This window comes from Mycobacterium sp. IEC1808 (assembly GCF_002101935.1).
Classification (GTDB): Bacteria; Actinomycetota; Actinomycetes; order Mycobacteriales; family Mycobacteriaceae; genus Mycobacterium.
In genome coordinates this window covers 35,820-59,026 of record NZ_LQPV01000008.1, presented here as the reverse complement: position 1 = coordinate 59,026, position 23,207 = coordinate 35,820, and the positions used below count along the sequence as shown (strand labels likewise).

Genomic DNA, 23,207 nt, shown 5'->3' with positions numbered 1-23,207 from the left:
TAGACAGCTCGCACTTCACTCGGAGGTCTTCGTCATGTCACCACGCCACGCCGTCACCAACGTCCGTGGTCAGTACAACTAGCCCCGGCTAGACCGCGCGGCCCTCGATGATGCTGAACCGCGACGCGGTGTCGACCACGCCAATCATCTCGAAACCGGCCTCGTCGAGCAGGCGCCGGTATTCCTCGGCGGTGCGTTCGCGGCCGTTGTTGATGACGAGCATTTCGATGTCCACCCATTTGGCGACCGACTCGCAGTCGTCTTCGGGCATGACCGTTTCGACGAGCAGCACGGCGGCCCCGGGGGCGGCGGCCGATCGAATGTTGCGCAGGATTCGCACGGACGGCTCGTCGTCCCAGTCGTGGATGATGTGCTTGAGGACGTAGGCTTCCCCGCCGACGGGCACGCCGTCGAAGAAGGAGCCCTCCGCGAGCCGGACCCGTTCTGCCACACCGTTTTCCCGCAGCAATGCCGACGCCCCCGCGATCACCTCGGGCAGGTCGTACAGCACGCCGTGGGCGTCGGGGGCGGATGCCAGGATCGCGGCGAGCAGTCGGCCGTGGCCGCCGGCGACGTCGACGATCGTGGCGAACCGGGTGAAGTCGTAGGCGTCGACGACCGGTCCGATCGACAAGCCCGACAGGCCCGTCATGGCGTCGTTGAAGATCTGCGCGAACTCCGGCTCGTCGCCCAGGTAGTCGAAGAAGCTCTTGCCGCGCAAGGCTGGGACGCCGGAGGTGCCCGTCTTGATCGCGTCCGTCAGCAGGCTCCAGTGCTCGCGGTGCTGGCGTGACCCGACGAACCGCGCCATCGCGGCCATGGAGGCCGGGACGTCGGTACGCAACTGATTGGCCAGCGGCGTCAGCTCGTAGCGGCCGTCGTCGCGCCGCGCGAAGATGCCCTTGCTGATCAGGGCACGCAACAGCCGGCCCAGCGCGTCGGGATCGGCTCCCACCTGGCCGCCCAATTCGTTGAGGGACAACGGCCCGGCGGCCAGCGCGTCGGCGAGGCCGAGGTCGGCGGCGGCGGTGATGCTCTGCGATATCCAGGCGGCCAGGACGAGCTCCTCCATCGCCTGCGCGGGGTGGGCCGCCGGCTTGTCGAGTGAAGTCATGTGCGGATTCTTACCACGGAAGGGATTCGGCATCCGCTATGTTGCGCGTGACGTCGGCAACCGCCGACCCCACGGCAACAGGAGCCAATGGTGAGTAAGGCATCGGTTATGGCGGCCGGGATCGCGGCGAGCGCGGTGATGGTCGGCGCCGCGGCCACCGGCTGTCAAAGCAACAAGTCGTCCAGCCCGTCGTCGGCACCGGCGTCGGCGACATCCTCGACCACGTCGACCCCGGCCCCGCCGTCGAGCAGCGCCACCCCGCGGCCCTTCGACTACAGCAACATGCTGATCAAGCCGACCGACATCGTCATGCCCGGCGATACGTTCACCCTGTCGCAGACCCTGCCGGTTCCCAATCCGGCGGGAACCGAAGGGGTGTTCATGAATCAGGCCGGCACCCGCAAGGTCGACGACACGATCTACGTCTATCCCGACGCCGCCGCGGCATCGCAGGCGCTCGACCAGAGCGCCAAGGGGATTCAGGAGCTCAGTGTGAAGGCGGCGCCGACACCGGCCGACGTGGGTACCGGCGGCCAGATCGCGGTGGGACCGTCGCCCGACGGCGCCAAGTCGAAGGGGATCGTGATGTTCACCGAGGGCAAAGTCTTCGCGGTCCTCGAGTTCGAGAGCCCGCCGGATGATCCCGTGCCGCCGGACTTTGCGCTCGATCTTGCGAAGAAGCAGGACGCCGCAATCAAGAGCGGACTGCCCGACTGCTGCGCCGCGAGGCCGTCGTGAGGACGGGTTTGGCGTCGCTCGGTGCGGCCGGCCTGGTGGGCTGGGGTGCCGCACGGGCGATGGCGTCGCGAATAGCGCGCAATCCGGATCCCGTTCCGCGCGAACGGCTTCTGGCCGAGCCCGAGGGTGAGCAGGTCTCCATCACCCGGCCCGACGGCACGGTCCTGAACGCGTTGGTCGCGGGGCAGGGGCCGCCGGTGGTTCTCGTGCACGGCTACACCGCCCGGATCCTCGAGTGGAATTTCGTGTGGGACGAGCTGCAGGCCAGGGGCTTTCGCGTCATCGCGTTCGATCAGCGCGGCCATGGGGGGTCAACGCTCGGCTCCGACGGCATCGGGTCGGAGCCGATGGCGGCCGACCTCGCCGCGGTGCTGGAGCACTTCGACGTTCGCGACGGCGTGCTCGTCGGGCACTCGATGGGCGGGTTCGTCACCATCCGCACCGTGCTCGACCACGCCGACGTGGCGCCCCGGCTGCGCGGGCTGGTGCTGTTCGCCACCTGGGCCGGCCGCATCTTAGACGGGGCGCCGCAGAATCGACTGCAGATCCCGCTGCTGCAATACGGCGTCCTGCAACGGATGATGCGCAACGACACCGTCGCGACGCTGTTCGGTGCCGCACAATGCGGGACGCGCCCCGCACCGACGATGGTCTCGGTGTTCGTCGACTTCTTCAACCAGCACCTGGACGAACATGGGCCGCTGCTCCCGATCGTGCGGGCCTTCTCACAGGAGGACCGGTATCCGCGCCTCGGCGAAATATCGGTACCGACGGCGGTGATGGTCGGCTCCGCGGATCGCACCACGCCGACCAGCCATTCGCGCCGCCTCGCCGAGGGGATTCCCGGCGCGCGGTTGGTCACGGTGCCCGACGCGGGACACCTGCTTAACTGGGAAGCGCCCGACGAGCTGATCAAGGTCGTCGAATCGTTTCCGGCGCAACGGGTTTAGGCGGCCCGCGCGGTCCAGCTGAAGCTGTGCATCTCGGGAATCAGTGGCGTCAGCGCGGACGCGACGCTGCGACCGATCCGATCGGCCTCCGCGAGTGGGGTTTTCGGATCGAGGAAGCCCTCCACCTCGACTCGTAGGGTGCGGCCGGTCCAACGGGCCCGCGCGTGGGCGTGCGCGACGCCGGCAACCGAGGCGGCCGCGGTTTCGGCCGTCGTGATGATTTCCGGGTCGACGCCGTCGAGCAACGGGTGCGCGATGTCGGCGGTCACCTCCCACCCGACGTGGCAGATGAACGCCGTGACCACGATTCCGGCGGCCGCGTCCGCCCAGCCCCAGCCGAGCGCCACGCCGATCAGGCCCAGCATCGCCCCGGCCGAGGAGAGCGCGTCGAGCCAGGAATGCTTGGCGTCGGCCACCATGGTCGCCGAGCGGATCCGCCGGCCCACCGTCAGCTTGTAGCGGGCCACCAGCTGATTGCCCGCGATGCCCACCGCGGCGGCGGCGATGCCCCAGCCCAGGTGTCCGGTCCCGCCGTGGCGGAGCAGCTTGGTGACGCTTTCGAATCCGGCAACCGCGGCGCTGCCCCAAATCACCAGCGCCACACCGATACCGGCGAGGTCCTCGGCGCGTTCGTAGCCGTACGGATAACGCTCCGTGGGGAGTTTGCGGGACGCCCGGAAACCGACGAACACCAGGGCACTGGTCGAGACGTCCGACAGGTTGTGCAGCGCGTCGCCGAGCAGCGCCACCGACCCGGACACCAGCGCGATGGCCAGTTCGACGAGGCCGGTCAGCGCCAACCCGACCGCGCTGACGGCCACGGCGCGGTTGGCCTGGCGGCGCTCGCCCGCGTCGTCGGCCAGGGTCTCGAGGGGGAAGCTCGCCGCGGGGTCGCGGACTCCGTTGATCACGTGCATACCGCCCAGGATGCCCGCACGTTGGGCGATCCACCAGTTGGGTGCGTTAGGTTCCGTCCGTGAAGTTCGTGGTAGCCGGCTACGGAAGCAGGGGTGATGTCGAGCCCTGCGTGGCGGTCGGCCGGGAGCTGCTGCGCCGGGGCCACGAGGTTCGCGTGGCGGTCTCGCCCGACAAGCTCGGCTTCGTCGAGTCGGCCGGGCTTACCGCGGTCGCCTACGGTGAGGACACACGCGAGCGGATGGACTCGGCCGCGAATTTCGTCCGCCGCGTCGACAACCCGTTCGCCGCGTTGCCCGAGGTCATGGAGCAACTCACCAGGGTTTGGGCGGAGAAAACCGCCACGCTGACGTCGCTCGCGAAGGACGCCGACCTGCTGGTGGCCGGCTTCAACGAGCAGGAGTTGGCCGCCACCGTGGCGGAGTATCGCGGCATTCCGCTGGCCGCGCTGCATTTCTTCCCGACGCGCGTGTTCTCCACCGGGGTGCTGTATTCGAACTTGGTCAAGGACGTCGCGGCGGCCCAGCGCCGCTCGCTCGGCTTGCCCGAAGCGCCCCCGCCCGCGTCGCCGCTGGAAATCCAGGCCTACGACGAGCTCTGCCTGCCCGGGCCGGCGTCCGATTGGGTGGAAGCGGACGCCCGGCGCCCGTTCGTCGGGGCGCTGACGCTGGAGTTGCCCGCCGAGGCCGACGACGAGGTCCTGGCGTGGATCGCCGCGGGGACGCCGCCGATCTGCTTCGGGTTAGGCAGCACGCCGGTCTCGGCCGCGGCGGAGCTGGTCGCCATGATCGGCGCGGCATGCGCGCAGCTGGGGGAGCGAGCGCTGATTTGCAGCGGCCCCAACGACTTTGCCGATCTGCCGCGACCCGATCACGTCACGATTGTCGATGCGGTCAACCATGCGGTCGTGCTGCCGGCGTGCCGCGCCGTCGTGCACCATGGCGGCGCCGGTGTGACGGCGGCCGGTCTGCGTGCCGGAATCCCGGCCCTGGCGCTGTGGCTCTGGCTCGATCAGCCGATGTGGGCGGCGGGCCTCGAACGACTGAAAGTCGGTGCCGCGCGCCAGCTTTCGATGACGACCCAGGAATCGCTCGTCACCGACCTGCGCCGTATCCTCGCCCCGGACTACGCCGCGCGGGCCCGCGCCGTCGCCGCCCGGATGACCAAATCCGCCGAAAGCGTCGCCCGCGCCGCTGATCTGCTCGAAGACGCCGCCTCGAGTTGCGCCTAGCCCTCGCGTATCCCACGCTTGGAAAATGGGGTGGCTCGTCTCGCGTCTAATTCTTCCGGCCATGGTTACCGGCGTGATGGCGACCGTTGCCGCGCCGGCGGATGCAGCCGGCGTGCTGCCGCTCGGCTGCGGGATCACGTGGACGCGCACCGGCGGTGTGTGGATCTACCAACCGGACTGTCCGCAACAGCCGCCACCTTCCGAGCCGTCGCCGGAGAGCCCGCCGCCTGGCCCGCCACCGCCGCCGCCGACTCCGTAAGCTTCCGCTCGTGGCATATGACGTTCACATCCGAACCGCCGACGGCGGTGTCCAATACCCCAACGCATTCAGCTACGACATCAAAGACGGGATCCTGATGGTCGAGGTCGGCGATGACGTCGACCACGCGGACAAGATCTACTTCTCGCCGGGCTACTGGCAGCAATACGTGGTCGACCCATTCGGCGACGACCCCCTCGACCTGGAGCTCGATGTCTTCGACGATGAAGACGAAGACGAGGACTACGAAGACGACGACGAAGACGTCGAAGAAGACCACGACGAGGAAGGCGACGAATAGCCGTCGCCTGACTTGGTGACGTCGGTCACCTTGCCTCCGATTTGGGCAGCCCTGCCGTCGCTCCGGTGTTGCACGGGACGGTTGTCGCATCAGACGGCCACCCTGATCGGAGCGAGGCAGACATGGGGCACATCACGACCACGACCGGTGGACACCACGGGACCCGCGACTTGGAGGCCGCCGCGTTCTGGATCTTCGGCGGCATCATCCTGTTGGTCGCCTTCGGCGACGCGGTGGCGGTCTTGGCCGTCGCGGTCGCGGTGGTGGCGTCCGTCGCGTGGATCTACCGCAAGATTGCGCACCGCTGGGGCCGAGACGACGCACACCCGGCCCCGGTGACCCATCTTCGCTCGGAGTGGGCGGGGCAAGTCGACGCGAAAGAGACTCCGGCACAAGCCCTGTCGCATCACCCGCACGCCGCGTAGATAATCGCTTCAAAAGCCGACTATTCAACTCTTCATAATCTGCTTTTTCCCGGCTCTCCACTATTCTTCTACGGCAACCTCAACGCCGAGGAGAAAGAGAGCGCATCAAATGTACTCACTTCGCTGGCTCGCCGCGCTGGCCATTCCCGTCGTGACCGGCGCCGCCCTGGTTTCCGGCGCGGCGATCGCGACGGCCGATCCCGTCGACGACGCGTACCTGTCCCAACTGCACGCTGCCGGCTTCAGCTGGCCGCCGGACCACGACGAGGCCCTCACCGCAATGGGGCGGCTCATCTGCGACGATCTCGGGTGGGGCTGGACCTACGACCAGATCACCCAAAACATCCACTCCACTTTGGACCCGCGGAACGTCACGTTCGGGGAGATCGGCTCCATGGTGAGAATCGCGCACGCGACCTATTGCCCGCTGCAGCGATGCTGGGCCGCTCATTGCTGAGCGGTCCCTAGCCCGCGCAAAAAACTATCCCGCCCCTTTTCCGGCGTGGAATAAGGGTAAAGATGGGGTATATGCACTTCGCTCTGCTTCCGCAGTTGTCGCGGACTGAGAGGAGAAGCCAATGACCCCAAATGGTCTGAGCGGTCTTGTTGGTTTGTGTACCGCGCCGCTCGCTCTCGCCCTGTCATTTGCCCCGGCCGCATCCGCCGACGCCGCGTCGTGGAACGGCACCTACGCGATCACGTTCATGGTCGGCCCGAAATCCGGGACCAGCATGGCGGTCGGTGACCCCGAGGTCCAGCACACCGACACCTACGGGTTCCGCTCGAGCTGTTCGAGCGGAAAATGCGTCGCCACCATCGTCAGCGGCCCCCCGCCGAGCAACCCGACAGTTCCGCAACCGGTCCAATTCACCTGGGACGGGTCGTCGTGGACCCAGGTCAGCGATTTTCAGTGGGACTGCATGATGCCCGACACCAGCATCCAATGGAATCCGGCCCACTCGACCGTGCGTTACACGCCCCAGCCCGACGGGTCTCTTTCTGGCGTCATGCACACCGAGATCCTCAGCGGCGCGTGCCAGGGCACCATCGACATGGATATGAAGGCCGAGCGGGCGTGACACACTAAGCCATTGCGCTGCAACGCAATTTGCTTATTCCTTTGTCTCCGGCATGCGCGGCGATACGATGCGACCATGCGTTTCACCTATTTCGCTGCCGCGGTGGGCATCGCCATCGCGCTGCTGGGAGCGTCGCCCGCCCACGCTGATTACAGCGGTTTCACTCGTTGCGTGGGAGGCATCAAGCAACTACCGCTGAATGAACCGGACCCACAAAACTTCCAACGCGTTGGAGTTATCGAGCAGGACCTCAAATCTGGTGTTTCCCCCGCCGCGGAGGCTCAGAAAGTAGCGGGGATGGGATTCGACCAGCAGACCGCCGCCACGATTGTGCAGTGCGTCATCGAGGAGAACCCGTAGCCGCGACGCTCTGAAAGCAACTCAGTCGGTCTTGTGCCAGGTTTGGCAGCTACGCGTCAAGAACGCCTTGTCGGTTGGCGCGATCATCACCACCTGAGGACCAGTGCCGATGTCGCTATCGATGATGTGGGTTGAATTGAGACTGCTCAGCCGCGCCCAATAGCAGTCGGACCCACCTTCAGGGCTGGGACCTCCCGAGCGATAGGTGCCCGCCACGATGTCGATACCGACCCGATAGGTGCCGTCGGTCTCGATGACGGTCCTGGGGGCGAACGGCGGCGGGGGAGCGGTCACGGTGACTGTCTTCGTGATTTCCACCGCGGACGTCACCGTCGTTGCCGTCTTGCCGGACCCGCCGCAACCTGCGAGAAGTATCGCCGCGCCCGCGACAGCAATTTTCTTGCCGTGCATTGAAGGAGGGTAAGCAGCGGATGCTCGGACCGCCACGCGGGCCCTGGTGGTGTCAAGCTAAACGCGTGTCGAGGGCTGATCTACCGGCCGCCCGAAGTTTTGCCACCGCGGCCACCTTCGCCGCCGTAGCTGTCGGGGCGGCCGCTCCCGCGTACGCCGCTCCCATGATGAATGGTCACTACATCAAGACCACCGATCCGGCCGGCGGCGGCCGGACATTTACCGAGAACTGGTACTTCACCCCGTGCGGTGACGGGTGCGCCGACTTGTCGAGCCCGGCTTCCGGCCTCGCGGGCCGGGCGACGTTGGTGGATGGTCAGTGGACGCTCGATAGCACCGAGGACATCGTGTGTAAGGGGGGTGTCACGGAAGGCAACGCGGCGAACGCCCACTACACGTGGGATCCGAACACCCTTGCCGGCACGGTCCAAGTCATCCAAAACCGGGGCGTCTGCGACCATCCGCCGCAGTCATATTCATTGACCTTCCGACTCGCGAAGGCGCCCTGACCAAACGCGCTCTGACCAGCCCTTGCCCAAGACTCCGGTCGTGGAAGGGGCCGGCGTCGCAAGTAAGGCTTTCGCCCGCCGGTTGTCGAAAGAAGTAATCGCCTACTCATACCGATCCCCGAGGAAGACCGCATTCTAAGTGGGCGGCCAAGGAGGTGGCGAGATGTCCTGTGTGATTGCGGACCCAGGGATGATGACGTCGGCGGCAGGTGACTCGGCAGCCATCGGCTTGAACGTCGACGCGGCCCACATGGTCGCGGCCGCACGGACAACTGCTGTCATACCCGCCGCCGCCGACGAGGTGTCGGCGGCGATCGCGGCCCTGTTTTCCGCCCACGGCCAGGAATATCAGGCGCTGAGCGCACAGGCGGCTGCGTTTCACGACCAGTTCGTGCGGGTCTTGGCCGAGGGCGCGCGCGCGTATGCCACTGCTGAAGCCGCTAATGTCTCACCGCTGCAGACCTTGGAAGACGAGGTGCTCGGCCTGATCAATGCGCCCTTCCTGACGCTGTCAGGGCGCCCGCTCATCGGCGACGGCGTCGATGGCGCGAACAGCACTACCCCCGGAGTCGCTGGCGGTAAGGGCGGGGATGGCGGATGGATTTTGGGCAACGGTGGCACCGGTGGGGCCGGCGGGGCCGGTGGGAGCCACCTGCTGTTCGGCGCCGGCGGCGCCGGCGGGGCCGGCGGCGCAGGCCACATCGGCGGTAACGGCGGGGCCGGCGGCAACGCCGGCATCCTGTTCGGCGCGGGCGGCGCCGGTGGCGCCGGCGGATTCGGCAGTGCGAACAACGGCGGTGCCGGGGGCGCCGGAGGCAACGCCGGGTTCCTGTTCGGCACCGGCGGCGCCGGCGGCATCGGGGGATTCGGCGAGCTCACCGGCGGTGCCGGCGGGGCCGGCGGCAACGCCGCCATCCTGTTCGGCACCGGCGGCGGTGGTGGCGCGGGCGGTCTCAGCGACACCGGCACCGGCGGCCACGGTGGGGCCGGCGGCAACGGCGGCAAGCTGGTCGGCGGCGGCGGCACCGGCGGCGCCGGCGGCGACGCCCTGGGCGCCGTTGGCGGGGACGGCGGTAACGGCGGCAACGCCGGGCTGATCGGCAACGGCGGCAACGGCGGTGACCCGGGGACAGGCGCAACCAAGGGCAACGCCGGCGCAGGCGGTGGCGGCGGGCTGCTCGGCCTGCCGGGCGTGAACGGAACGTAGCCGGCCCCGTCTCGGATCGATTCGTTGAACGCCGATACCGGGTCTGGCAACATCGGCTGCTACCAACGCCGCAATCCCCGCCGGAGGAACCGTGACCGCGGGCAACATCATCATGGTCGCGCTGCTCGCGTGGGCCGTCCTGGCCCCGCCGGCCTTCCTGTGGCTGGGCGTCCTGCTCGAACAACGCCGTCGGCGCTGACGGACCCGAAAACGCCCTCGACTAGGGCTTGAACGGGTTGACCGCGAACTGGATAACGCGGTACGGCGCGCGCGCCCGGGCGCGGGTGTCCCATTGGCTGACGAAGATGCGCAGCTCGTCGAGAGTGGACCCTGGCGAGATGTACCCGCCATAGGGCTGCGCGAGCCGGTTGTCGTAGGGGGGCGGCAGGCTTTCGGCCGGATCCGGCCATTCGTCGTGCTGCACCACCGTCGTCACGGGCGCGGTGCCCAGCGATGTCGGGTCGTCGGCCACCCGGACCTCCATGTTGCCGGTGCTGGCGTTGAAGTAGGACAGCACCGCCTTGCCGTCGATCTGCCTGATCGACATCTCACCCACCTGGTCCGGCCACAAAGGCGTCGGCGGCCTGCCCCATCCGCCGTCGGGCCCCGACGCCCAGCCCTGCCACCGGGACCGGTCGACGAACGTCTGCGGCGTGGCCCGGTACAGCAGCACGGGATCTCGCCGCGTGAAGCTGTTGGCCACGATGTACACCCAGCCGCCCGGTGAGTCCGGGGTGGGGATCGGGTCGTAGTAGCCGCTGATCTGCGACTGCCGGCCACCCTGATAGGAACCGTCGCGGCGGGACCCGGCGACGGTCTGCCAGCCGCCGCGCGCCGGTTCGGCCATCACCAGCCGCGAGCTTTGCGGCTCAAGGTTTTTCGTCGTCGTGACCATCAGGTAGTTGCGCCGGTTGACCTGCACCACCCCGGCCGGCAGCTGAGAGTCGCCGGGCGGCGTGGGGTCGGCCAGCAGCGGCTTGCCGACTCCGGTGACGCCGGTGTAGCGCACCCCGGCGGGGTCGTCGACCGACGCGGTGTCGACGTGCAGTGCGATCGGCGAGTACCAGCCGCCGAACCCGACGCCCTGGCCGGCGAAGCTGTCGCCGCAGACCTGCAACAGCTCGGTGGGAAACTCGACGAACTCACACAGGTCCGTCGCGCCGATGCCGTAGTCGCCCGTCGGGGTTCCGGTGCCGGCCGTCGGCCCGATCCGCACCACCTGACCCGGCGCCAGTGGCTGCAGGACGGGCTCCGGCGCCGGCGCCGGTGGATCGGCGCGCGCTTGCCAAACAGGCTGGGGCGCAACCAAACACAAGACGCTTAGCAGGGCGACCCGGGCCGAGCTCACCCGGGAACTATAGTTCGGCGGCCAGCAGCTCGGCGATCTGGATGGTGTTCAGCGCGGCACCCTTGCGCAGGTTGTCCCCCGACACGAACAGCGCCAGGCCCCGCCCGTCCGGGACGCCCGGGTCGTGGCGGATCCGGCCGACCAGCGATTCGTCGACACCGGCGGCGGCCAGCGGCGTCGGCACGTCGACGAGCTTGACGCCGGGGGCGCCGTCGAGCAGCTCGCGGGCCCGCTCGGGCGACAGCGGCCGGGCGAATTCGGCGTTGATCGACAGCGAGTGACCGGTGAACACCGGGACCCGCACGCAGGTGCCGCTGACCAACAGGTCCGGGATGCCGAGGATCTTGCGGCTCTCGAAGCGCAGCTTCGCGTCCTCGTCCGTCTCCCCCGAACCGTCGTCCAGCAGCGAGCCGGCGAGCGGCAGGACGTTGAACGCGATCGGCGCCACATAGGTGTTCGGCGCCGGGAAGTCGAGTGCGCCGCCGTCGTACACCAGCTCCTCGGCGCCGTCGATGACGGCGCGCGCCTGGGTCGCCAACTCCTCGACACCGGCCAGGCCGCTACCCGATACCGCCTGATACGTCGAGGTCACCATCCGCACCAGTTGCGCCTCGTCGTGCAGCACCTTGAGCACCGGCATGGCGGCCATCGTGGTGCAGTTCGGGTTGGCGATGATGCCCTTGGGTCGCCGATGCGCGTCGCGCGCGAAGTTCACCTCCGACACCACCAACGGCACGTCCGGGTCCTTGCGCCAGGCCGAGGAGTTGTCGATCACCGTGACTCCGGCGGCGGCGAACCGCGGCGCCTGCACCAGCGACATCGTCTTGCCGGCCGAGAAGACGGCGATGTCGAGCCCCGACGGGTCCGCCGTCGCGGCGTCCTCGACCTCGATCTCCTGGCCGCGGAACTCCAGCTTGCGGCCCTGCGAGCGGGCGGACGCGAAGAACCGCACGGTGGTCGCCGGAAAGTCGCGCTCGTCGAGCAGCCGGCGCATCACCTGGCCCACCTGGCCGGTGGCCCCCACTACGCCGATCGACACCCCATTGGCACCCATATCTACCGACCCGTTCCCGCGTATACCGTCGCCGACTCCTCGCCGCCGAGACCGAACGCCTCGTGTAACGCCACGACGGCCTTATCTAGTTCGGTGTCGCGGCACAGCACCGAGATCCGGATCTCGGAAGTGGAGATCAGCTCGATGTTGACGCCGACGGCGGCCAGCGCCTCGCAGAAGGTCGCGGTGACGCCGGGGTGGCTGCGCATGCCCGCCCCGATCAGCGACACCTTGCCGATGTGGTCGTCGTAGAGCAACTGGGTGAACCCGATCTCGTCGCGCAGCGCGTCCAGCTTCTCCACCGCGGTGGGGCCGCTGTCGCGCGAACAGGTGAAGGTGATGTCGGTCTTGCCGTCCTCGACCTTGGACACGTTCTGCAGCACCATGTCGATGTTCACGTCGGCGTCGGCGACGGCCCGGAAGACCCGCGCGGCATAGCCGGGGATGTCGGGCAGGCCGACGATGGTCACCTTGGCCTCGCTGCGGTCGTGCGCGACGCCGGTCAGGATGGGGTCTTCCATACCTATGTCCTTGATCGATCCCTTAACGATGGTGCCGGGCTTGTCCGAATACGACGAGCGGACGTGCACCGGAATGTCGTAGCGGCGAGCGTATTCCACGCAGCGCAGCATCAGCACCTTGGCGCCGCACGCCGCCATCTCGAGCATCTCCTCGAACGTCACCGTGTCCAGCCTGCGGGCGTTGTGCACGATCCTGGGGTCCGCGCTGAAGATGCCGTCCACGTCGGTGTAGATCTCGCAGACGTCTGCGCCGAGCGCGGCGGCCAGGGCGACCGCGGTGGTGTCCGAACCCCCGCGGCCGAGCGTGGTGACGTCGCGGGTGTCCTGGCTGACCCCCTGGAAGCCGGCGACCAACACGATGCGGCCTTCGTCGAGCGCGGTGCGCAGCCGTCCCGGCGTGACCTCGATGATCTTCGCGTTGCCGTGGGTGCCGGTGGTGATCACGCCGGCCTGCGAACCGGTGAACGAGCGGGCCTGCGCGCCGAGCGATTCGATCGCCATGGCCACCAGCGCGTTGGAGATGCGCTCACCGGCGGTCAGCAACATGTCGAGCTCCCGCGGCGGCGGGGCCGGGCACACCTGCTGAGCCAGGTCCAGCAGGTCGTCGGTGGTGTCGCCCATCGCCGAGACCACGACGACGACGTCGTTGCCCTGCTTTTTGGTCTCGACGATGCGTTCGGCGACGCGACGGATCCGGTCGGCGTCGGCCACCGAGGATCCGCCGTATTTCTGCACGACGAGCGCCACTGTTGCTCTTTCGGTCCGTGTATAGGTCCACAACAGAATACGTGTGACGGCGAATCGTTTTTGCCGCCGTCGACCCGTTGGCGCTGATGAAGGGGCGCCCGCTCGTCCGCCGACCGGACAGGGCGGGCGCCTTCGCGGGCACCTGGCGCGGTCAGGTGCTACGAGGAGACCGCCTGGATCGCCCAGAAGTCGCTCGCCAGGTGCGCCCTGTTGATCGGCGAGCTGTCCGAGGCGTCCTTGGACCCGGTCAGATACTGGTAAGGCATGTAGAAGTAGCCCTGGTCGCCCCACGCGGGCCCCCACGAGTTGCGAACAATCAAGTGGCCCTTGGGATCCGAGTAGCCGACCGCGAGAACGGCGTGGCCGCCGACGGTGGCCTCGCCCGGTTTGGGCATCGGCATCACGCCCGTTTGCGCGACGGACTGCGACTCGAAACTCTGGTACACCGTGAACCCGAACACGACCGCCAGGTTCGAGGCGATGGCGTCCTTGAGCTGCCCCAACGTCTGGATCGCCTCGTACTGCACCGCCTTGTCCTTCGCCGCGGCGACGTAGCAGCGCTTCGGCGGCTTCACGGTGAACACGCCGATGTCGTAGGGCCACAGCGTCTCCGGGCATACGCCCTCACGGTTGACCACCTTGATGCCGTCCCGGATCATCGCGCCGGAGTCGCTGGACACGGTGCCTTCGAGCGCGCGCTCGTTGTAGTAGATGAACAACCGCGAAGGGACGAAATCGGGCAAGCCCTGCCGATCCCGCTCGTACTCCATCGCGGCGGCGATGGCATTTCCGGTGCACGATCCGAGCTGGCCCTGGTCGTACACCGGCGGCATCGACGGACGCAGGTCGTATGCGGGGGGCAGTGTGCCCTTGAGCCTGGGCATGTACAGCATGTCGCGGGCGTCCGGGAGCTGCGGGCGCCAGCCGAATCCGCGGACGTGGCTCCAGTCCTGCGGTGGCTCTTCGCTTTTGACGCGGCCGGCCTCTTGCAACGTTGTCATCGAATCCTCCTGATCTGGGTGGTAGGTCGACCGTAGGGGCGGCGATCCGGGGTTGGCATGCGTAGTGGGCTACCTCATCTGTCGAGGAGCGGAGCGCTGCCGGGAACACAGGTAGCGCACTACGCGTGCCGCCGCCCCGCTGACGTGATGTGCTCGGATGAACTCGACCAAAGCGGAGGAGCCATGCGGAAGGCTGATGCCGCCCTGCGCAACCAGACACTGCGCAGGGTGCACGCCGGAGAGAAGGTCGCCACGGTGGCGGCCGACAGCGGCATCAGCCGCTCGACGGTGTACCGGTGGAGGCGCGAAAGTCGTTGCGCGGCAACAGACTCGCCCGTCGAGGGCTACGTGGGGGACATCACCGGCCCGGGTATCACCGACAAATGGGGGGTCACCTGCACCGACCTGGGCGTGTGCGCGGTCGCTCCGAACGGCAAGCTGGTGTCGGTGTTCGGAGACACCTTCTCCGGCCTCGCCGTCGGGCAGGGCGACTGGCGCGCCCCCGTCGCCCTGATCGGCAGCGGGGACACGAACAACCAGATCCGGTATGAGAGCGCGGGCGGCGTTGACCCTGACTACGCCCAGCAATTGTGGCAGTACATCCACGACGGCCCGCCGTGGAAACAGGGCGGGATCAGCACCGTGATCCCGTCGGACGTGCTGGTCATCGGGCAGATGATGTATCTGCATGCCATCGTCAACCGTGGCTTCGGAAACGTGACCCGCACCGGGATCTGGGCTTCCACCGACAACGGCGTCACCTGGCGAGCGATGGGCGCCAAGGCCACCTTTTCCGCGTCGGTGTGCGATGGCTTCGCACAGCTGTGGTCGTGGGACTACGACCCCGACGACGGTTGGGTGTACATCGTCTCCACCGGCTTTCAGCGCGACAAGGGCATCATCCTGCGCCGCGTGCGTCCGGGCGATATCGGCAACAAGGCCAAGTACTCCGGCTGGGGCTGGGCCGATAACCAGTGGGCGTGGGGCAACGCGCCCACGCCGATCACACCCCCGGGGGAGACCTGGGGCGAGCTGACCTTGCGCAGGCTCGATACCGGCACGTGGATCCTCGGCGGCTTCCTGTCCTCGGAGTACGCGCTGGGATACCGCACCATCGACGACCCCACCGCGAACCTCTACGAGACGGAAATCCAAACGCCGGTGATCGGGACGACCTGGGACGCACAAGACCTGCCGAACAACCGGGTCGCGCAGCTGTACGGCGGATACGTTCTTCCCGGCTCGCGCCTGGACGTTCCGGGCGGCGTCGGGCTGGTGGTCTCCCAGTGGGACACGGCGACGGGCTGGCCCTACCGCGCGATGCAGTTCAGGGTGACGCTCAAGGACACGACAAAAGCGACGACGGCCCGCCGGGGACGAGCGGGCAGGTCCAGGCGGACCCCGCGACGGTGACGCCTCATTCACGGAGCGCATCGAGTTTTGGCGCCCAGCCCGCGCGCGGTAGAGTGCACAACGTGCAGCGGGTGCTCCTCCTCGGACGCCGCGACGGGGTCTGATCAAGACCGGCCTCCCGTCGCGGGAGTTCGCGATGCGCCGGTCTGAGTTTCCTTCTCATCCCCCGGAGCAACTATCGTGACCAATCCAGATTCGCCCGACGCCTATAAGTCGGCCCGCACCATTGTCAAACCCGCCGGCCCACCCGGACCCGAACAACCCGCCTGGAATCCGCAGCGCGGCTCGTCCATGCCGATCGGCCGGTATCGGCCCTTCGCCGAGGAAGTCGAGCCCATCCGCGTGGCCGACCGCACCTGGCCGGACCGGGTCACCACCCGCGCCCCGCTCTGGTGCGCAGTGGACCTGCGCGACGGCAACCAGGCGCTGATCGACCCGATGAGCCCGGCCCGCAAGCGACGCATGTTCGACCTGCTGGTGCGGATGGGCTACAAGGAGATCGAGGTCGGGTTCCCGTCGGCCAGCCAGACCGACTTCGACTTCGTCCGCGAGATCATCAGCGAAGGCGCCATTCCCGACGACGTCACGATCCAGGTGCTGACCCAGTGCCGGCCGGAGCTGATCGAGCGCACCTTCCTGGCGTGCGAGGGCGCGCCGCGGGCCATCGTGCACTTCTACAACTCGACTTCGATCCTGCAGCGCCGTGTGGTGTTTCGCGCCGACCGGGCCGCCGTGCAGGCCATCGCGACCGACGGCGCGCGTAAGTGCGTCGAGGAGGCCGCCAAGTACCCGGGCACGCAGTGGCGTTTCGAGTACTCACCGGAGTCCTACACGGGCACCGAACTGGAGTACGCCAAGCAGGTGTGCGACGCCGTCGGCGAGATCATCGCGCCGACGCCCGACAACCCGATCATCTTCAACCTGCCCGCCACGGTGGAGATGGCCACGCCCAACGTGTACGCCGATTCGATCGAGTGGATGAGCCGCAACCTGGCCAACCGCGAGTCGGTCATCCTCAGCCTGCACCCGCACAATGACCGCGGAACCGCCGTCGCCGCAGCCGAATTGGGCTACCAGGCGGGCGCCGACCGAATCGAGGGCTGCCTGTTCGGCAACGGGGAGCGCACCGGCAACGTGTGCCTGGTGACCCTGGGGCTCAACCTGTTTTCCCGCGGCGTGGACCCGCAGATCGACTTCTCCAACATCGACGAGATCCGCCGCACCGTTGAGTACTGCAACCAGCTGCCGGTGCACGAGCGTCACCCCTACGGCGGCGACCTGGTCTACACCGCGTTTTCCGGCAGCCACCAGGACGCCATCAACAAGGGCCTCGACCAGATGAAGGTGGATGCGGATGCCGCCGACACCGACGTCGAGGACATGCTCTGGCAGGTTCCGTATCTGCCGATCGACCCCAAGGACGTCGGACGCACCTACGAGGCGGTGATCCGGGTCAACTCGCAGTCCGGCAAGGGCGGCGTTGCATACATCATGAAGGCCGACCACGGCCTGGCGCTGCCGCGGCGCCTGCAGATCGAGTTCTCGCAGGTGATCCAGAAGATCGCCGAAGGCACGGGCGGCGAGGGTGGCGAGGTGTCGCCCAAGGAGATGTGGGAGGCGTTCTCCGAGGAGTACCTGGCCCCGATCTGGCCGCTGGAGCGCATCAAGCAGCGGGTCGACGCCTCCGAGGAGGACGGCGGCACAACGACCATCACCACGACCGTCAAGGTCAACGGGGTAGAGACCGAGATCGTCGGTGTCGGCAACGGCCCGCTCGCGGCGTTCGTGCACGCGCTGGGCACCGTCGGGTTCGACGTCGCCGTGCTGGACTACTCCGAGCACGCGATGAGCTCGGGGGACGACGCGCAGGCGGCGGCGTATGTGGAGGCTTCGGTCGGCGGCAGGACGGTGTGGGGCGTCGGGATCGCGCCGTCGATCACCACCGCGTCGCTACGGGCCGTGGTCTCGGCGGTGAACCGGGCTTCGCGTTAGGCGTCGAAGAACGCGCGCAGCAGATTGTCCACGAGCACCGTGGGGTCGTCGGCACCCGGGATCGTGAGGTTGCTGAACACGTAGCCGTTGAGCAGGCGGCTCAGCTGTTCCATCTGCTGCGGTTCGGGGGTGAAGCCCGCCGCCTCGAAGATGAGGGTGGCCGACTTCACCGCCGCGGCCTGCAGGTCCTTGAGGAACGGCTGTAGCTCCGGACGGCGCGTGCCCTCCATGAACAGCTCGAACCGCGCCAGCGTGTAGCCGCGGGCCTGCTCGTCGGGGTCGGACAGCATCCGCGTCAGCAGTGCCTTGATGCCGTCGCGGGTGAGCGACCCGATCGCGGCCTGCAAGGCCTCGACGCGCTGCCAATGCAGGTCGACGGTGCGCGCCGCCGTGGCTTCGAGCAGCGCCTGGCGCGTGCGGAAGTAGTTCGATGTGGTGCCCGCGGGCAGGCCCGCCCGCTCGTCGACCTGACGATGAGTCAGCCCCCCGACGCCGGTGTCGGCGAGGATGCCGATCGCGGCGTCGAGGAGCTGAGCGCGGCGCTCGGAATTGGGAGGCATCAGTCTTTGTAGCGCAGCCGCCAGAACATCGTCAGGAAGGCGGGATAGACCACGATCAACAGCAGGTAGCTGAACCACGGCCGAAACCACATGTACAGCGACAGGTCCTTGGTGACATACGAGCACCAGATGTGCAGCGGGACGCTGCCGGCGATGTACACCAGCGATGCCGTGAAGAACGCCCGATGCGGCTTGTTGGCGAACCGCACCCGCCGCCACACCAGGACGCCGGTGATGGCCGCATAGGTCATCGGGACCAGCAGGATCCTGTCGGTCGTCAGGGTCATCGCGTATTTCAGCGTGAGGTCGTCGCCGAAGATCACCCGGTACAGGTGGATCAGCACACCGAGCGAGATGGTCAGCATCGCCGCTTGGCGAAAGAAATAACCGTGCCGACGGTAGGAAGCCCACCACGACTCGCGCTGTACTACATCTGTAGTGGTTGTCATAGCGTAGACGGTACTACTACAGGTGTAGTGATACAAGGGGGGTCGCTCAGAACAACGCGAGCTGCGGGTTCGTCGTGTTGATGTCGGTGAACTCCTCCATGCTGGTGCCCCGGGCGACGACGCCGACGCAGCCCATGAACTGCGCGTCGGATACCACCGGCACCCCCAGCTGTCGGGCGTGATAGCCCTTGCCCTGCTCGGGGGCGGCGTCGTTGCAGACCACCAGCGAGGTCTCCCCGTCCACGACGTCGCTGTAGGCCAGCCCGGCGTGCAGGATCCGCTCGACCAGCTCCTCGTGGGTGCGCGCCACTTCGGCGGCCAGCGCCACTCGCATGCCCTGGACCAGCGGCCGGCCAAGGACATACGGGCCCGGGTTGAGATACGGGCACGGCATCCGCGAGGCCAGCACCTTCAACGGGCGCAGCTCGTCGTGGGTCACCCGCCCGTTGGGCCATTGGCGCCGGGTCACCGGACGCACCGGCAGCCAGACGTCGCGTTCGCGCGCCCGCTCGAGCGCCGACTCCAGCACCCCGGTCAGCACCATCGCGTCGTCGAAGGCGTCGTGCGGCCGCTCCTGGACCACACCCCAATGCGCCGCGAGCGTCTCCAGCCGCAGGTTGTCGACCCCGAGGTCTAGCCGGCGCGCCAGCTCGACCGTGCACATGACGTTGTCGACGGGCAGTTCGGCCTCGGCGAGCTCCGCCTCGGCGGCCAGGAACGAGTAGTCGAAGGCGACGTTGTGCGCCACCAGCGTGCGGCCGCGCAGGACCTCGACGAGGTCGCCGACGATGTCGCGGAACTGCGGCTGGTCCTCGAGCATCGCGGGGGTGAGGCCGTGCACGTGGGTGGGCCCGGGGTCCACCCCGGGATTGAGCAGGCTGACCACGGACTGCTCGACCCGGCCGCTGGCGTCCAGCCCCAGCGCGGCGATGCTGATGATCCGCGCCTGGCCCGGCCGAAACCCCGAGGTTTCGACGTCGATAACGGCCCAACCCCCGCCCGGCTCGCTGGCCGGCCGCCCCCAGGACACCCGGTTCATGAAGTGAGGATGGCACGCCGGACCGACATCACCTGGTCGTTCTGCCCTCGTGTCGCGATCGCCTACGGAAATCGATGCGGGCGGCCCGCCCTAAACCGATGAGGGCGACCCGCAGCGCCCGGCGCACAGCGCCGCGCTTGCGATCGCCCTAATAAACTGCGCGGGTGATCACCACCCGTGCACGCCTGGCGCTCGCCGCGGGGGCGAGCGCGCGTTGGGCGTCGCGGGTCACCGGTCGCGGGGCCGGCGCGATGATCGGCGGGCTGGTGGCGATGACCCTGGACCGTTCGGTGCTGCGCCAGCTGGGGGTCGGGAGGCGCACCGTCATCGTCACCGGCACCAACGGTAAATCGACGACCACGCGGATGACCGCGGCCGCCCTCGCGACCCTGGGCCCGGTGGCAACCAACGCCGAGGGCGCCAACATGGACGCCGGCCTGGTGGCCGCGCTGGCCGCCGATCGGCGTGCCGGGCTGGCCGCCCTAGAAGTCGACGAGATGCACGTGCCGCACGTCTCCGATGCGGTCGAACCCAGCGTCATCGTGCTGCTCAACCTGTCGCGTGACCAGCTCGATCGGGTGGGCGAGATCAACGTGATCGAGCGCACGCTGCGGGCCGGCCTGGCCCGGCATCCGGACGCCGTCGTCGTCGCCAACTGCGACGACGTGCTGATGACCTCCGCGGCTTACGACAGCCCCAACGTGGTGTGGGTGGCCGCGGGCGGTTCGTGGGCGAACGACTCGGTCAGCTGCCCGCGCAGCGGCGAGGTCATCGTCCGGGACAGGGGGCACTGGTACTCCACCGGCGCCGATTTCAAGCGGCCCAGCCCGCAGTGGTGGTTCGATGACGACACGCTGTACGGGCCCGACGGCCTGGTCCTGCCGATGCGGTTGGCGCTGCCGGGCACGGTGAACCGGGGCAACGCCGCGCAGGCCGTGGCCGCCGCCGTCGCCCTGGGCGCCGACCCGGCGAAAGCGGTGGCGGCGGTTTCCCAAGTCGACGAGGTCGCCGGGCGCTACCGCAGCGTCAGCGTCGGCGAGCACGAGGCGCGGATCCTGCTGGCCAAGAACCCCGCCGGCTGGCAGGAGGCGCTGTCGATGGTGGACAAGCACGCGGCCGGGGTGGTGATCGCGGTCAACGGGCAGGTGCCCGACGGCGAGGACCTGTCCTGGCTGTGGGACGTGCGGTTCGAGCATTTCGACGAGACCTCGGTCGTCGCCGCCGGCGAACGCGGCACCGACCTGGCGGTGCGCCTCGGGTACGCGGGCGTCGAGCACACGCTGGTGCACGACACCGTGGCGGCCATCGCGTCGTGCCCGCCCGGGCGCGTCGAGGTCGTCGCCAACTACACCGCCTTCCTGCAGCTGCAGCGAGCATTGGCGCGCCATGGCTGACTCGACCGTGCGGATCGGGCTGGTGCTGCCCGACGTGATGGGCACCTACGGTGACGGTGGCAACGCCCTGGTGCTGCGGCAACGCCTGCGGATGCGGGGGGTGGCCGCCGAGATCGTCGAGATCACGCTGGCCGACCCGGTTCCGGAGTCGCTTGACCTGTACACGCTGGGCGGGGCGGAGGACTACGCGCAGCGGCTGGCCACCAAGCACCTGATCAAGCACCCGGGCCTGCAGCGCGCCGCGGAGCGGGGCGCCCCTGTGCTGGCGATCTGCGCGGCCATCCAGGTGCTCGGGCACTGGTACGAGACGTCGGCCGGGGAACGCGTCGACGGCGTCGGCATGCTGGACCTGACCACCTCGCCGCAGGACCGGCGCACCATCGGCGAACTGGTGAGCGAGCCGCTGCCGGCCGGGTTGACACAACCGCTGACCGGCTTCGAAAACCACAGGGGCGGAACGGTTTTGGGACCGGCCGCGTCACCGCTGGGCGCGGTGGTCAAGGGCGCCGGCAACCGGGCCGGCGACGGCTTCGACGGTGCGGTGCAGGGCAGCGTCGTCGCGACCTACATGCACGGGCCGTGCCTGGCGCGCAACCCGGAGCTGGCCGACCTGTTGCTCGCCAAGGTGGTGGGCGAGCTGGCGCCGCTGCAGCTGCCCGAGGTGGACCTGCTGCGCCGGGAGCGGCTGACCGCCCGCTAGCCCGCCGACCTGCGCTCCAAGAATCCTTCAAGAATCCACCTAGGGCCGCCGCCCAGCCTTTTCTCGAGTCCCCCACCGAGAAAGGGATCCCCATGAGCAACACGAGAACCCGGCTCGCCGCCGCGGCGCGCATTGTCGATCTCGCGGCCGTGCTGAGTGCGGCCGCCGGCTCGATGGTCGCGTTCGCGGGGGCGGCCGATGCGGCCCCCGCCCCGACCCATGAGGGCATGCACGGCGACCCGGTCGCCGCCGCGCCCTACTGGCGCTACCAGCAGCAAAACCTCGATTGCGGCGAGATGGCCGTCGCCGACGTGGTCGGCCAGATCACCGGCCGCGAACCCTCCGAGGACGAGATCACCGGCGTGGCCGCGAACACCCCGAGCGTGAGCCACCCCGGACCCATCTACAAGCCCACCGGCAAGACCAAGAACTCGGACCTGCCGGTGCTGCTGGCGCACTACGGCATCGCGTCCGACGCCGTGCACACCAACATCGGCGCCCTTGAGCAGGACCTTGACCAGGGACGCAAGGTGATCGTCGGGCTCAACGACCGGATCATCTGGAACTCGGGCGGCGACCGCTCCCAGGAAAACCACTTCGTGGTCGTCACCGGCATCGACACCAAGACCAACCTGGTGCACCTCAACGACAGCGGCGCCGCGGCGGGCCGCGACGAACAGGTTTCCATCGCTACCTTCGAGGCTGCGTGGAACACCAGTGACAACTTCGCCGTCGTGACCCGGTGACGGACGCTCTCAATAGCGACTCAAAGCTACAGGCATGTGGTCGGTGCCGAATTTGATAGCGCATGCGCGATCAAATTCGGCGGTCGCCCATCCCCCGGGAGAGCGGCGGTCGGGAACCGTCAGACCATCGCCCGGCGGCCGGTGAGCGCGCGGCCCAGCGTCAGCTCGTCGGCGAACTCCAAGTCGCCGCCCATCGGCAACCCCGACGCGATCCTCGTCACCGTCAGGCCGGGGATGTCGCGCAGCATCCGAACCAGGTAGGTGGCGGTCGCCTCCCCCTCGGTGTTGGGGTCGGTGGCGATAATCACCTCGGTGATGTCGACGTCGTCGACGCGCTCACCGATGCGGCTCAGCAACTCGCGGATGCGCAGCTGGTCGGGGCCCACCCCGGACAACGGATCGAGCGCGCCGCCGAGCACGTGGTAGCGGCCGCGGAATTCGCGGGTGCGTTCGACGGCCTGAATATCCTTCGGCTCCTCGACCACGCACACCAGCGAGCCGTCCCGGCGGGGATCGGCGCAGATTCGGCACCGCTCGTCGTCGGAGACGTTGCCGCACACCGCGCAGAACCGCACACCGTCGCGGACCTTCGCCAGCACCGCGGTCAGCCGGTCGATGTCGTGCGGCTCGACCGACAACAGGTGAAACGCGATGCGCTGCGCGCTCTTCGGCCCGATGCCCGGCAGCTTGCCCAGCTCGTCGATCAGGTCCTGGACGGGTCCCTCAAACATGTCGGGATAACGT

At 68.4% G+C, this 23,207-nt stretch carries 27 protein-coding genes; 16 read left to right on the top strand and 11 right to left on the bottom strand.

Annotated features, from left to right (window positions below; translation table 11 throughout):
- Positions 1–88: 88 nt before the first annotated feature.
- Entirely contained in the window at positions 89–1,114 is a 1,026-nt protein-coding gene (locus AWB92_RS05860) for an acetylserotonin O-methyltransferase (RefSeq protein WP_241523376.1), read from the bottom strand.
- 282 nt (positions 1,115–1,396) lie between these two features.
- On the opposite strand from AWB92_RS05860, the gene AWB92_RS05855 reads away from it, so the two are divergent.
- Complete coding sequence (locus tag AWB92_RS05855) at positions 1,397–1,852, top strand: hypothetical protein (protein ID WP_241523375.1); 456 nt, start codon at positions 1,397–1,399, stop codon at positions 1,850–1,852.
- Positions 1,849–2,802, top strand: coding sequence for an alpha/beta hydrolase (locus AWB92_RS05850; RefSeq protein ID WP_241523374.1), 954 nt, complete (start codon positions 1,849–1,851; stop codon positions 2,800–2,802). Before AWB92_RS05855 ends, AWB92_RS05850 begins: the two co-directional genes overlap by 4 nt.
- On the opposite strand, the gene AWB92_RS05845 is transcribed toward AWB92_RS05850, so the two are convergent.
- Positions 2,799–3,719, bottom strand: coding sequence for a cation diffusion facilitator family transporter (locus AWB92_RS05845; RefSeq protein WP_085184467.1), 921 nt, complete (start codon positions 3,717–3,719; stop codon positions 2,799–2,801). The two genes, AWB92_RS05850 and AWB92_RS05845, sit on opposite strands and share 4 nt — an antisense overlap.
- Positions 3,720–3,778: 59 nt before the next feature.
- Here AWB92_RS05845 and AWB92_RS05840 point away from each other — a divergent pair, with 59 nt between their 5' ends.
- The 7 genes from AWB92_RS05840 (at position 3,779) to AWB92_RS05815 (ending at position 7,372) form a co-directional block, all read left to right on the top strand.
- Entirely contained in the window at positions 3,779–4,948 is a 1,170-nt protein-coding gene (locus AWB92_RS05840) for a glycosyltransferase (RefSeq protein WP_085184466.1), read from the top strand.
- A 61-nt stretch (positions 4,949–5,009) separates the two neighbouring features.
- Entirely contained in the window at positions 5,010–5,207 is a 198-nt protein-coding gene (locus tag AWB92_RS29760; protein WP_158090355.1) for a hypothetical protein, read from the top strand.
- A gap of 10 nt (positions 5,208–5,217) precedes the next feature.
- Positions 5,218–5,508 (top strand): hypothetical protein, encoded by a 291-nt coding sequence (locus tag AWB92_RS05835; RefSeq protein WP_085184465.1) that lies wholly within the window; start codon positions 5,218–5,220, stop codon positions 5,506–5,508.
- A 122-nt stretch (positions 5,509–5,630) separates the two neighbouring features.
- The gene (locus tag AWB92_RS05830; RefSeq protein WP_085184464.1) at positions 5,631–5,933 is read left to right on the top strand and encodes a hypothetical protein; all 303 of its coding nucleotides are present in this window, start codon (positions 5,631–5,633) and stop codon (positions 5,931–5,933) included.
- Positions 5,934–6,042: 109 nt separating this feature from the next.
- Positions 6,043–6,390, top strand: a complete 348-nt coding sequence (locus tag AWB92_RS05825) for a DUF732 domain-containing protein (RefSeq protein WP_085184463.1) — start codon at positions 6,043–6,045, stop codon at positions 6,388–6,390.
- A gap of 121 nt (positions 6,391–6,511) precedes the next feature.
- Positions 6,512–7,012, top strand: a complete 501-nt coding sequence (locus AWB92_RS05820; protein WP_085184462.1) for a hypothetical protein — start codon at positions 6,512–6,514, stop codon at positions 7,010–7,012.
- A gap of 75 nt (positions 7,013–7,087) precedes the next feature.
- The gene (locus AWB92_RS05815) at positions 7,088–7,372 is read left to right on the top strand and encodes a hypothetical protein (RefSeq protein WP_085184461.1); all 285 of its coding nucleotides are present in this window, start codon (positions 7,088–7,090) and stop codon (positions 7,370–7,372) included.
- A gap of 21 nt (positions 7,373–7,393) precedes the next feature.
- Here the strand turns inward: AWB92_RS05815 and AWB92_RS05810 are convergent, their stop codons facing one another.
- A complete protein-coding gene (locus AWB92_RS05810; RefSeq protein WP_085184460.1) occupies positions 7,394–7,783 on the bottom strand; it encodes a hypothetical protein in 390 nt (129 codons plus the stop codon).
- A gap of 65 nt (positions 7,784–7,848) precedes the next feature.
- On the opposite strand from AWB92_RS05810, the gene AWB92_RS05805 reads away from it, so the two are divergent.
- Both AWB92_RS05805 and AWB92_RS30995 read left to right on the top strand, forming a co-directional pair.
- On the top strand, positions 7,849–8,292 hold the full coding sequence (locus tag AWB92_RS05805; RefSeq protein WP_142281954.1) for a hypothetical protein: 444 nt from the start codon (positions 7,849–7,851) through the stop codon (positions 8,290–8,292).
- A gap of 163 nt (positions 8,293–8,455) precedes the next feature.
- A complete protein-coding gene (locus AWB92_RS30995; protein ID WP_085184458.1) occupies positions 8,456–9,499 on the top strand; it encodes a PE family protein in 1,044 nt (347 codons plus the stop codon).
- 220 nt (positions 9,500–9,719) lie between these two features.
- Here the strand turns inward: AWB92_RS30995 and AWB92_RS05795 are convergent, their stop codons facing one another.
- The 4 genes from AWB92_RS05795 to AWB92_RS05780 all read right to left on the bottom strand — a co-directional run bounded on the left by AWB92_RS05795 (position 9,720) and on the right by AWB92_RS05780 (position 14,170).
- Positions 9,720–10,814: a DUF4185 domain-containing protein gene (locus tag AWB92_RS05795; RefSeq protein ID WP_193791391.1), complete on the bottom strand. Its 1,095-nt coding sequence runs from the start codon at positions 10,812–10,814 to the stop codon at positions 9,720–9,722.
- A 40-nt stretch (positions 10,815–10,854) separates the two neighbouring features.
- On the bottom strand, positions 10,855–11,901 hold the full coding sequence (locus tag AWB92_RS05790) for an aspartate-semialdehyde dehydrogenase (protein ID WP_068132881.1): 1,047 nt from the start codon (positions 11,899–11,901) through the stop codon (positions 10,855–10,857).
- Between the two features lie 2 nt (positions 11,902–11,903).
- A complete protein-coding gene (locus AWB92_RS05785; protein WP_068187756.1) occupies positions 11,904–13,169 on the bottom strand; it encodes an aspartate kinase in 1,266 nt (421 codons plus the stop codon).
- Between the two features lie 158 nt (positions 13,170–13,327).
- Positions 13,328–14,170 (bottom strand): C1 family peptidase, encoded by an 843-nt coding sequence (locus tag AWB92_RS05780; RefSeq protein WP_085184456.1) that lies wholly within the window; start codon positions 14,168–14,170, stop codon positions 13,328–13,330.
- A gap of 183 nt (positions 14,171–14,353) precedes the next feature.
- Between AWB92_RS05780 and AWB92_RS05775 the strand changes: the two genes are divergently transcribed.
- Positions 14,354–15,583 (top strand): DUF4185 domain-containing protein, encoded by a 1,230-nt coding sequence (locus tag AWB92_RS05775; RefSeq protein ID WP_085184455.1) that lies wholly within the window; start codon positions 14,354–14,356, stop codon positions 15,581–15,583.
- Between the two features lie 180 nt (positions 15,584–15,763).
- Complete coding sequence (gene leuA, locus AWB92_RS05770; protein ID WP_085184454.1) at positions 15,764–17,575, top strand: 2-isopropylmalate synthase; 1,812 nt, start codon at positions 15,764–15,766, stop codon at positions 17,573–17,575.
- On the opposite strand, the gene AWB92_RS05765 is transcribed toward leuA, so the two are convergent.
- Genes AWB92_RS05765 through AWB92_RS05755 form a run of 3 tightly spaced genes read right to left on the bottom strand, consistent with a single transcriptional unit; the run spans position 17,572 to position 19,623 of the window.
- Entirely contained in the window at positions 17,572–18,135 is a 564-nt protein-coding gene (locus tag AWB92_RS05765; RefSeq protein ID WP_085184453.1) for a TetR/AcrR family transcriptional regulator, read from the bottom strand. The two genes, leuA and AWB92_RS05765, sit on opposite strands and share 4 nt — an antisense overlap.
- Positions 18,135–18,584 carry a hypothetical protein gene (locus AWB92_RS05760; protein ID WP_068187750.1) on the bottom strand — a complete coding sequence of 150 codons (450 nt, stop codon included), beginning with the start codon at positions 18,582–18,584 and terminating at the stop codon, positions 18,135–18,137. Before AWB92_RS05760 ends, AWB92_RS05765 begins: the two co-directional genes overlap by 1 nt.
- Before the next feature lie 46 nt (positions 18,585–18,630).
- Positions 18,631–19,623: a DEDDh family exonuclease gene (locus AWB92_RS05755; RefSeq protein WP_085184452.1), complete on the bottom strand. Its 993-nt coding sequence runs from the start codon at positions 19,621–19,623 to the stop codon at positions 18,631–18,633.
- Positions 19,624–19,787: 164 nt separating this feature from the next.
- Here AWB92_RS05755 and AWB92_RS05750 point away from each other — a divergent pair, with 164 nt between their 5' ends.
- The 3 genes from AWB92_RS05750 (at position 19,788) to AWB92_RS05740 (ending at position 22,463) form a co-directional block, all read left to right on the top strand.
- The gene (locus AWB92_RS05750) at positions 19,788–21,017 is read left to right on the top strand and encodes a Mur ligase family protein (protein ID WP_085184451.1); all 1,230 of its coding nucleotides are present in this window, start codon (positions 19,788–19,790) and stop codon (positions 21,015–21,017) included.
- Complete coding sequence (locus AWB92_RS05745; RefSeq protein ID WP_085184450.1) at positions 21,010–21,717, top strand: type 1 glutamine amidotransferase; 708 nt, start codon at positions 21,010–21,012, stop codon at positions 21,715–21,717. Before AWB92_RS05750 ends, AWB92_RS05745 begins: the two co-directional genes overlap by 8 nt.
- A gap of 92 nt (positions 21,718–21,809) precedes the next feature.
- Positions 21,810–22,463, top strand: a complete 654-nt coding sequence (locus tag AWB92_RS05740; protein WP_085184449.1) for a C39 family peptidase — start codon at positions 21,810–21,812, stop codon at positions 22,461–22,463.
- Positions 22,464–22,582: 119 nt separating this feature from the next.
- Here the strand turns inward: AWB92_RS05740 and recR are convergent, their stop codons facing one another.
- Entirely contained in the window at positions 22,583–23,194 is a 612-nt protein-coding gene (recR, locus tag AWB92_RS05735) for a recombination mediator RecR (protein ID WP_068187739.1), read from the bottom strand.
- Positions 23,195–23,207: the final 13 nt, after the last annotated feature.

What these genes read in the sequence shown, in the direction of transcription:
- AWB92_RS05860 (WP_241523376.1), bottom strand. Translation starts at nt 1,114, where the DNA reads ATGACTTCACTCGACAAGCCGGCGGCCCACCCCGCGCAGGCGATGGAG.
- AWB92_RS05855 (WP_241523375.1), top strand. Translation starts at nt 1,397, where the DNA reads ATGCTGATCAAGCCGACCGACATCGTCATGCCCGGCGATACGTTCACC.
- AWB92_RS05845 (WP_085184467.1), bottom strand. Translation starts at nt 3,719, where the DNA reads ATGCACGTGATCAACGGAGTCCGCGACCCCGCGGCGAGCTTCCCCCTC.
- AWB92_RS29760 (WP_158090355.1), top strand. Translation starts at nt 5,010, where the DNA reads ATGGTTACCGGCGTGATGGCGACCGTTGCCGCGCCGGCGGATGCAGCC.
- AWB92_RS05830 (WP_085184464.1), top strand. Translation starts at nt 5,631, where the DNA reads ATGGGGCACATCACGACCACGACCGGTGGACACCACGGGACCCGCGAC.
- AWB92_RS05825 (WP_085184463.1), top strand. Translation starts at nt 6,043, where the DNA reads ATGTACTCACTTCGCTGGCTCGCCGCGCTGGCCATTCCCGTCGTGACC.
- AWB92_RS05820 (WP_085184462.1), top strand. Translation starts at nt 6,512, where the DNA reads ATGACCCCAAATGGTCTGAGCGGTCTTGTTGGTTTGTGTACCGCGCCG.
- AWB92_RS05815 (WP_085184461.1), top strand. Translation starts at nt 7,088, where the DNA reads ATGCGTTTCACCTATTTCGCTGCCGCGGTGGGCATCGCCATCGCGCTG.
- AWB92_RS05810 (WP_085184460.1), bottom strand. Translation starts at nt 7,783, where the DNA reads ATGCACGGCAAGAAAATTGCTGTCGCGGGCGCGGCGATACTTCTCGCA.
- AWB92_RS30995 (WP_085184458.1), top strand. Translation starts at nt 8,456, where the DNA reads ATGTCCTGTGTGATTGCGGACCCAGGGATGATGACGTCGGCGGCAGGT.
- AWB92_RS05790 (WP_068132881.1), bottom strand. Translation starts at nt 11,901, where the DNA reads ATGGGTGCCAATGGGGTGTCGATCGGCGTAGTGGGGGCCACCGGCCAG.
- AWB92_RS05780 (WP_085184456.1), bottom strand. Translation starts at nt 14,170, where the DNA reads ATGACAACGTTGCAAGAGGCCGGCCGCGTCAAAAGCGAAGAGCCACCG.
- AWB92_RS05775 (WP_085184455.1), top strand. Translation starts at nt 14,354, where the DNA reads ATGCGGAAGGCTGATGCCGCCCTGCGCAACCAGACACTGCGCAGGGTG.
- AWB92_RS05765 (WP_085184453.1), bottom strand. Translation starts at nt 18,135, where the DNA reads ATGCCTCCCAATTCCGAGCGCCGCGCTCAGCTCCTCGACGCCGCGATC.
- AWB92_RS05760 (WP_068187750.1), bottom strand. Translation starts at nt 18,584, where the DNA reads ATGACAACCACTACAGATGTAGTACAGCGCGAGTCGTGGTGGGCTTCC.
- AWB92_RS05755 (WP_085184452.1), bottom strand. Translation starts at nt 19,623, where the DNA reads ATGAACCGGGTGTCCTGGGGGCGGCCGGCCAGCGAGCCGGGCGGGGGT.
- AWB92_RS05745 (WP_085184450.1), top strand. Translation starts at nt 21,010, where the DNA reads ATGGCTGACTCGACCGTGCGGATCGGGCTGGTGCTGCCCGACGTGATG.
- AWB92_RS05740 (WP_085184449.1), top strand. Translation starts at nt 21,810, where the DNA reads ATGAGCAACACGAGAACCCGGCTCGCCGCCGCGGCGCGCATTGTCGAT.
- recR (WP_068187739.1), bottom strand. Translation starts at nt 23,194, where the DNA reads ATGTTTGAGGGACCCGTCCAGGACCTGATCGACGAGCTGGGCAAGCTG.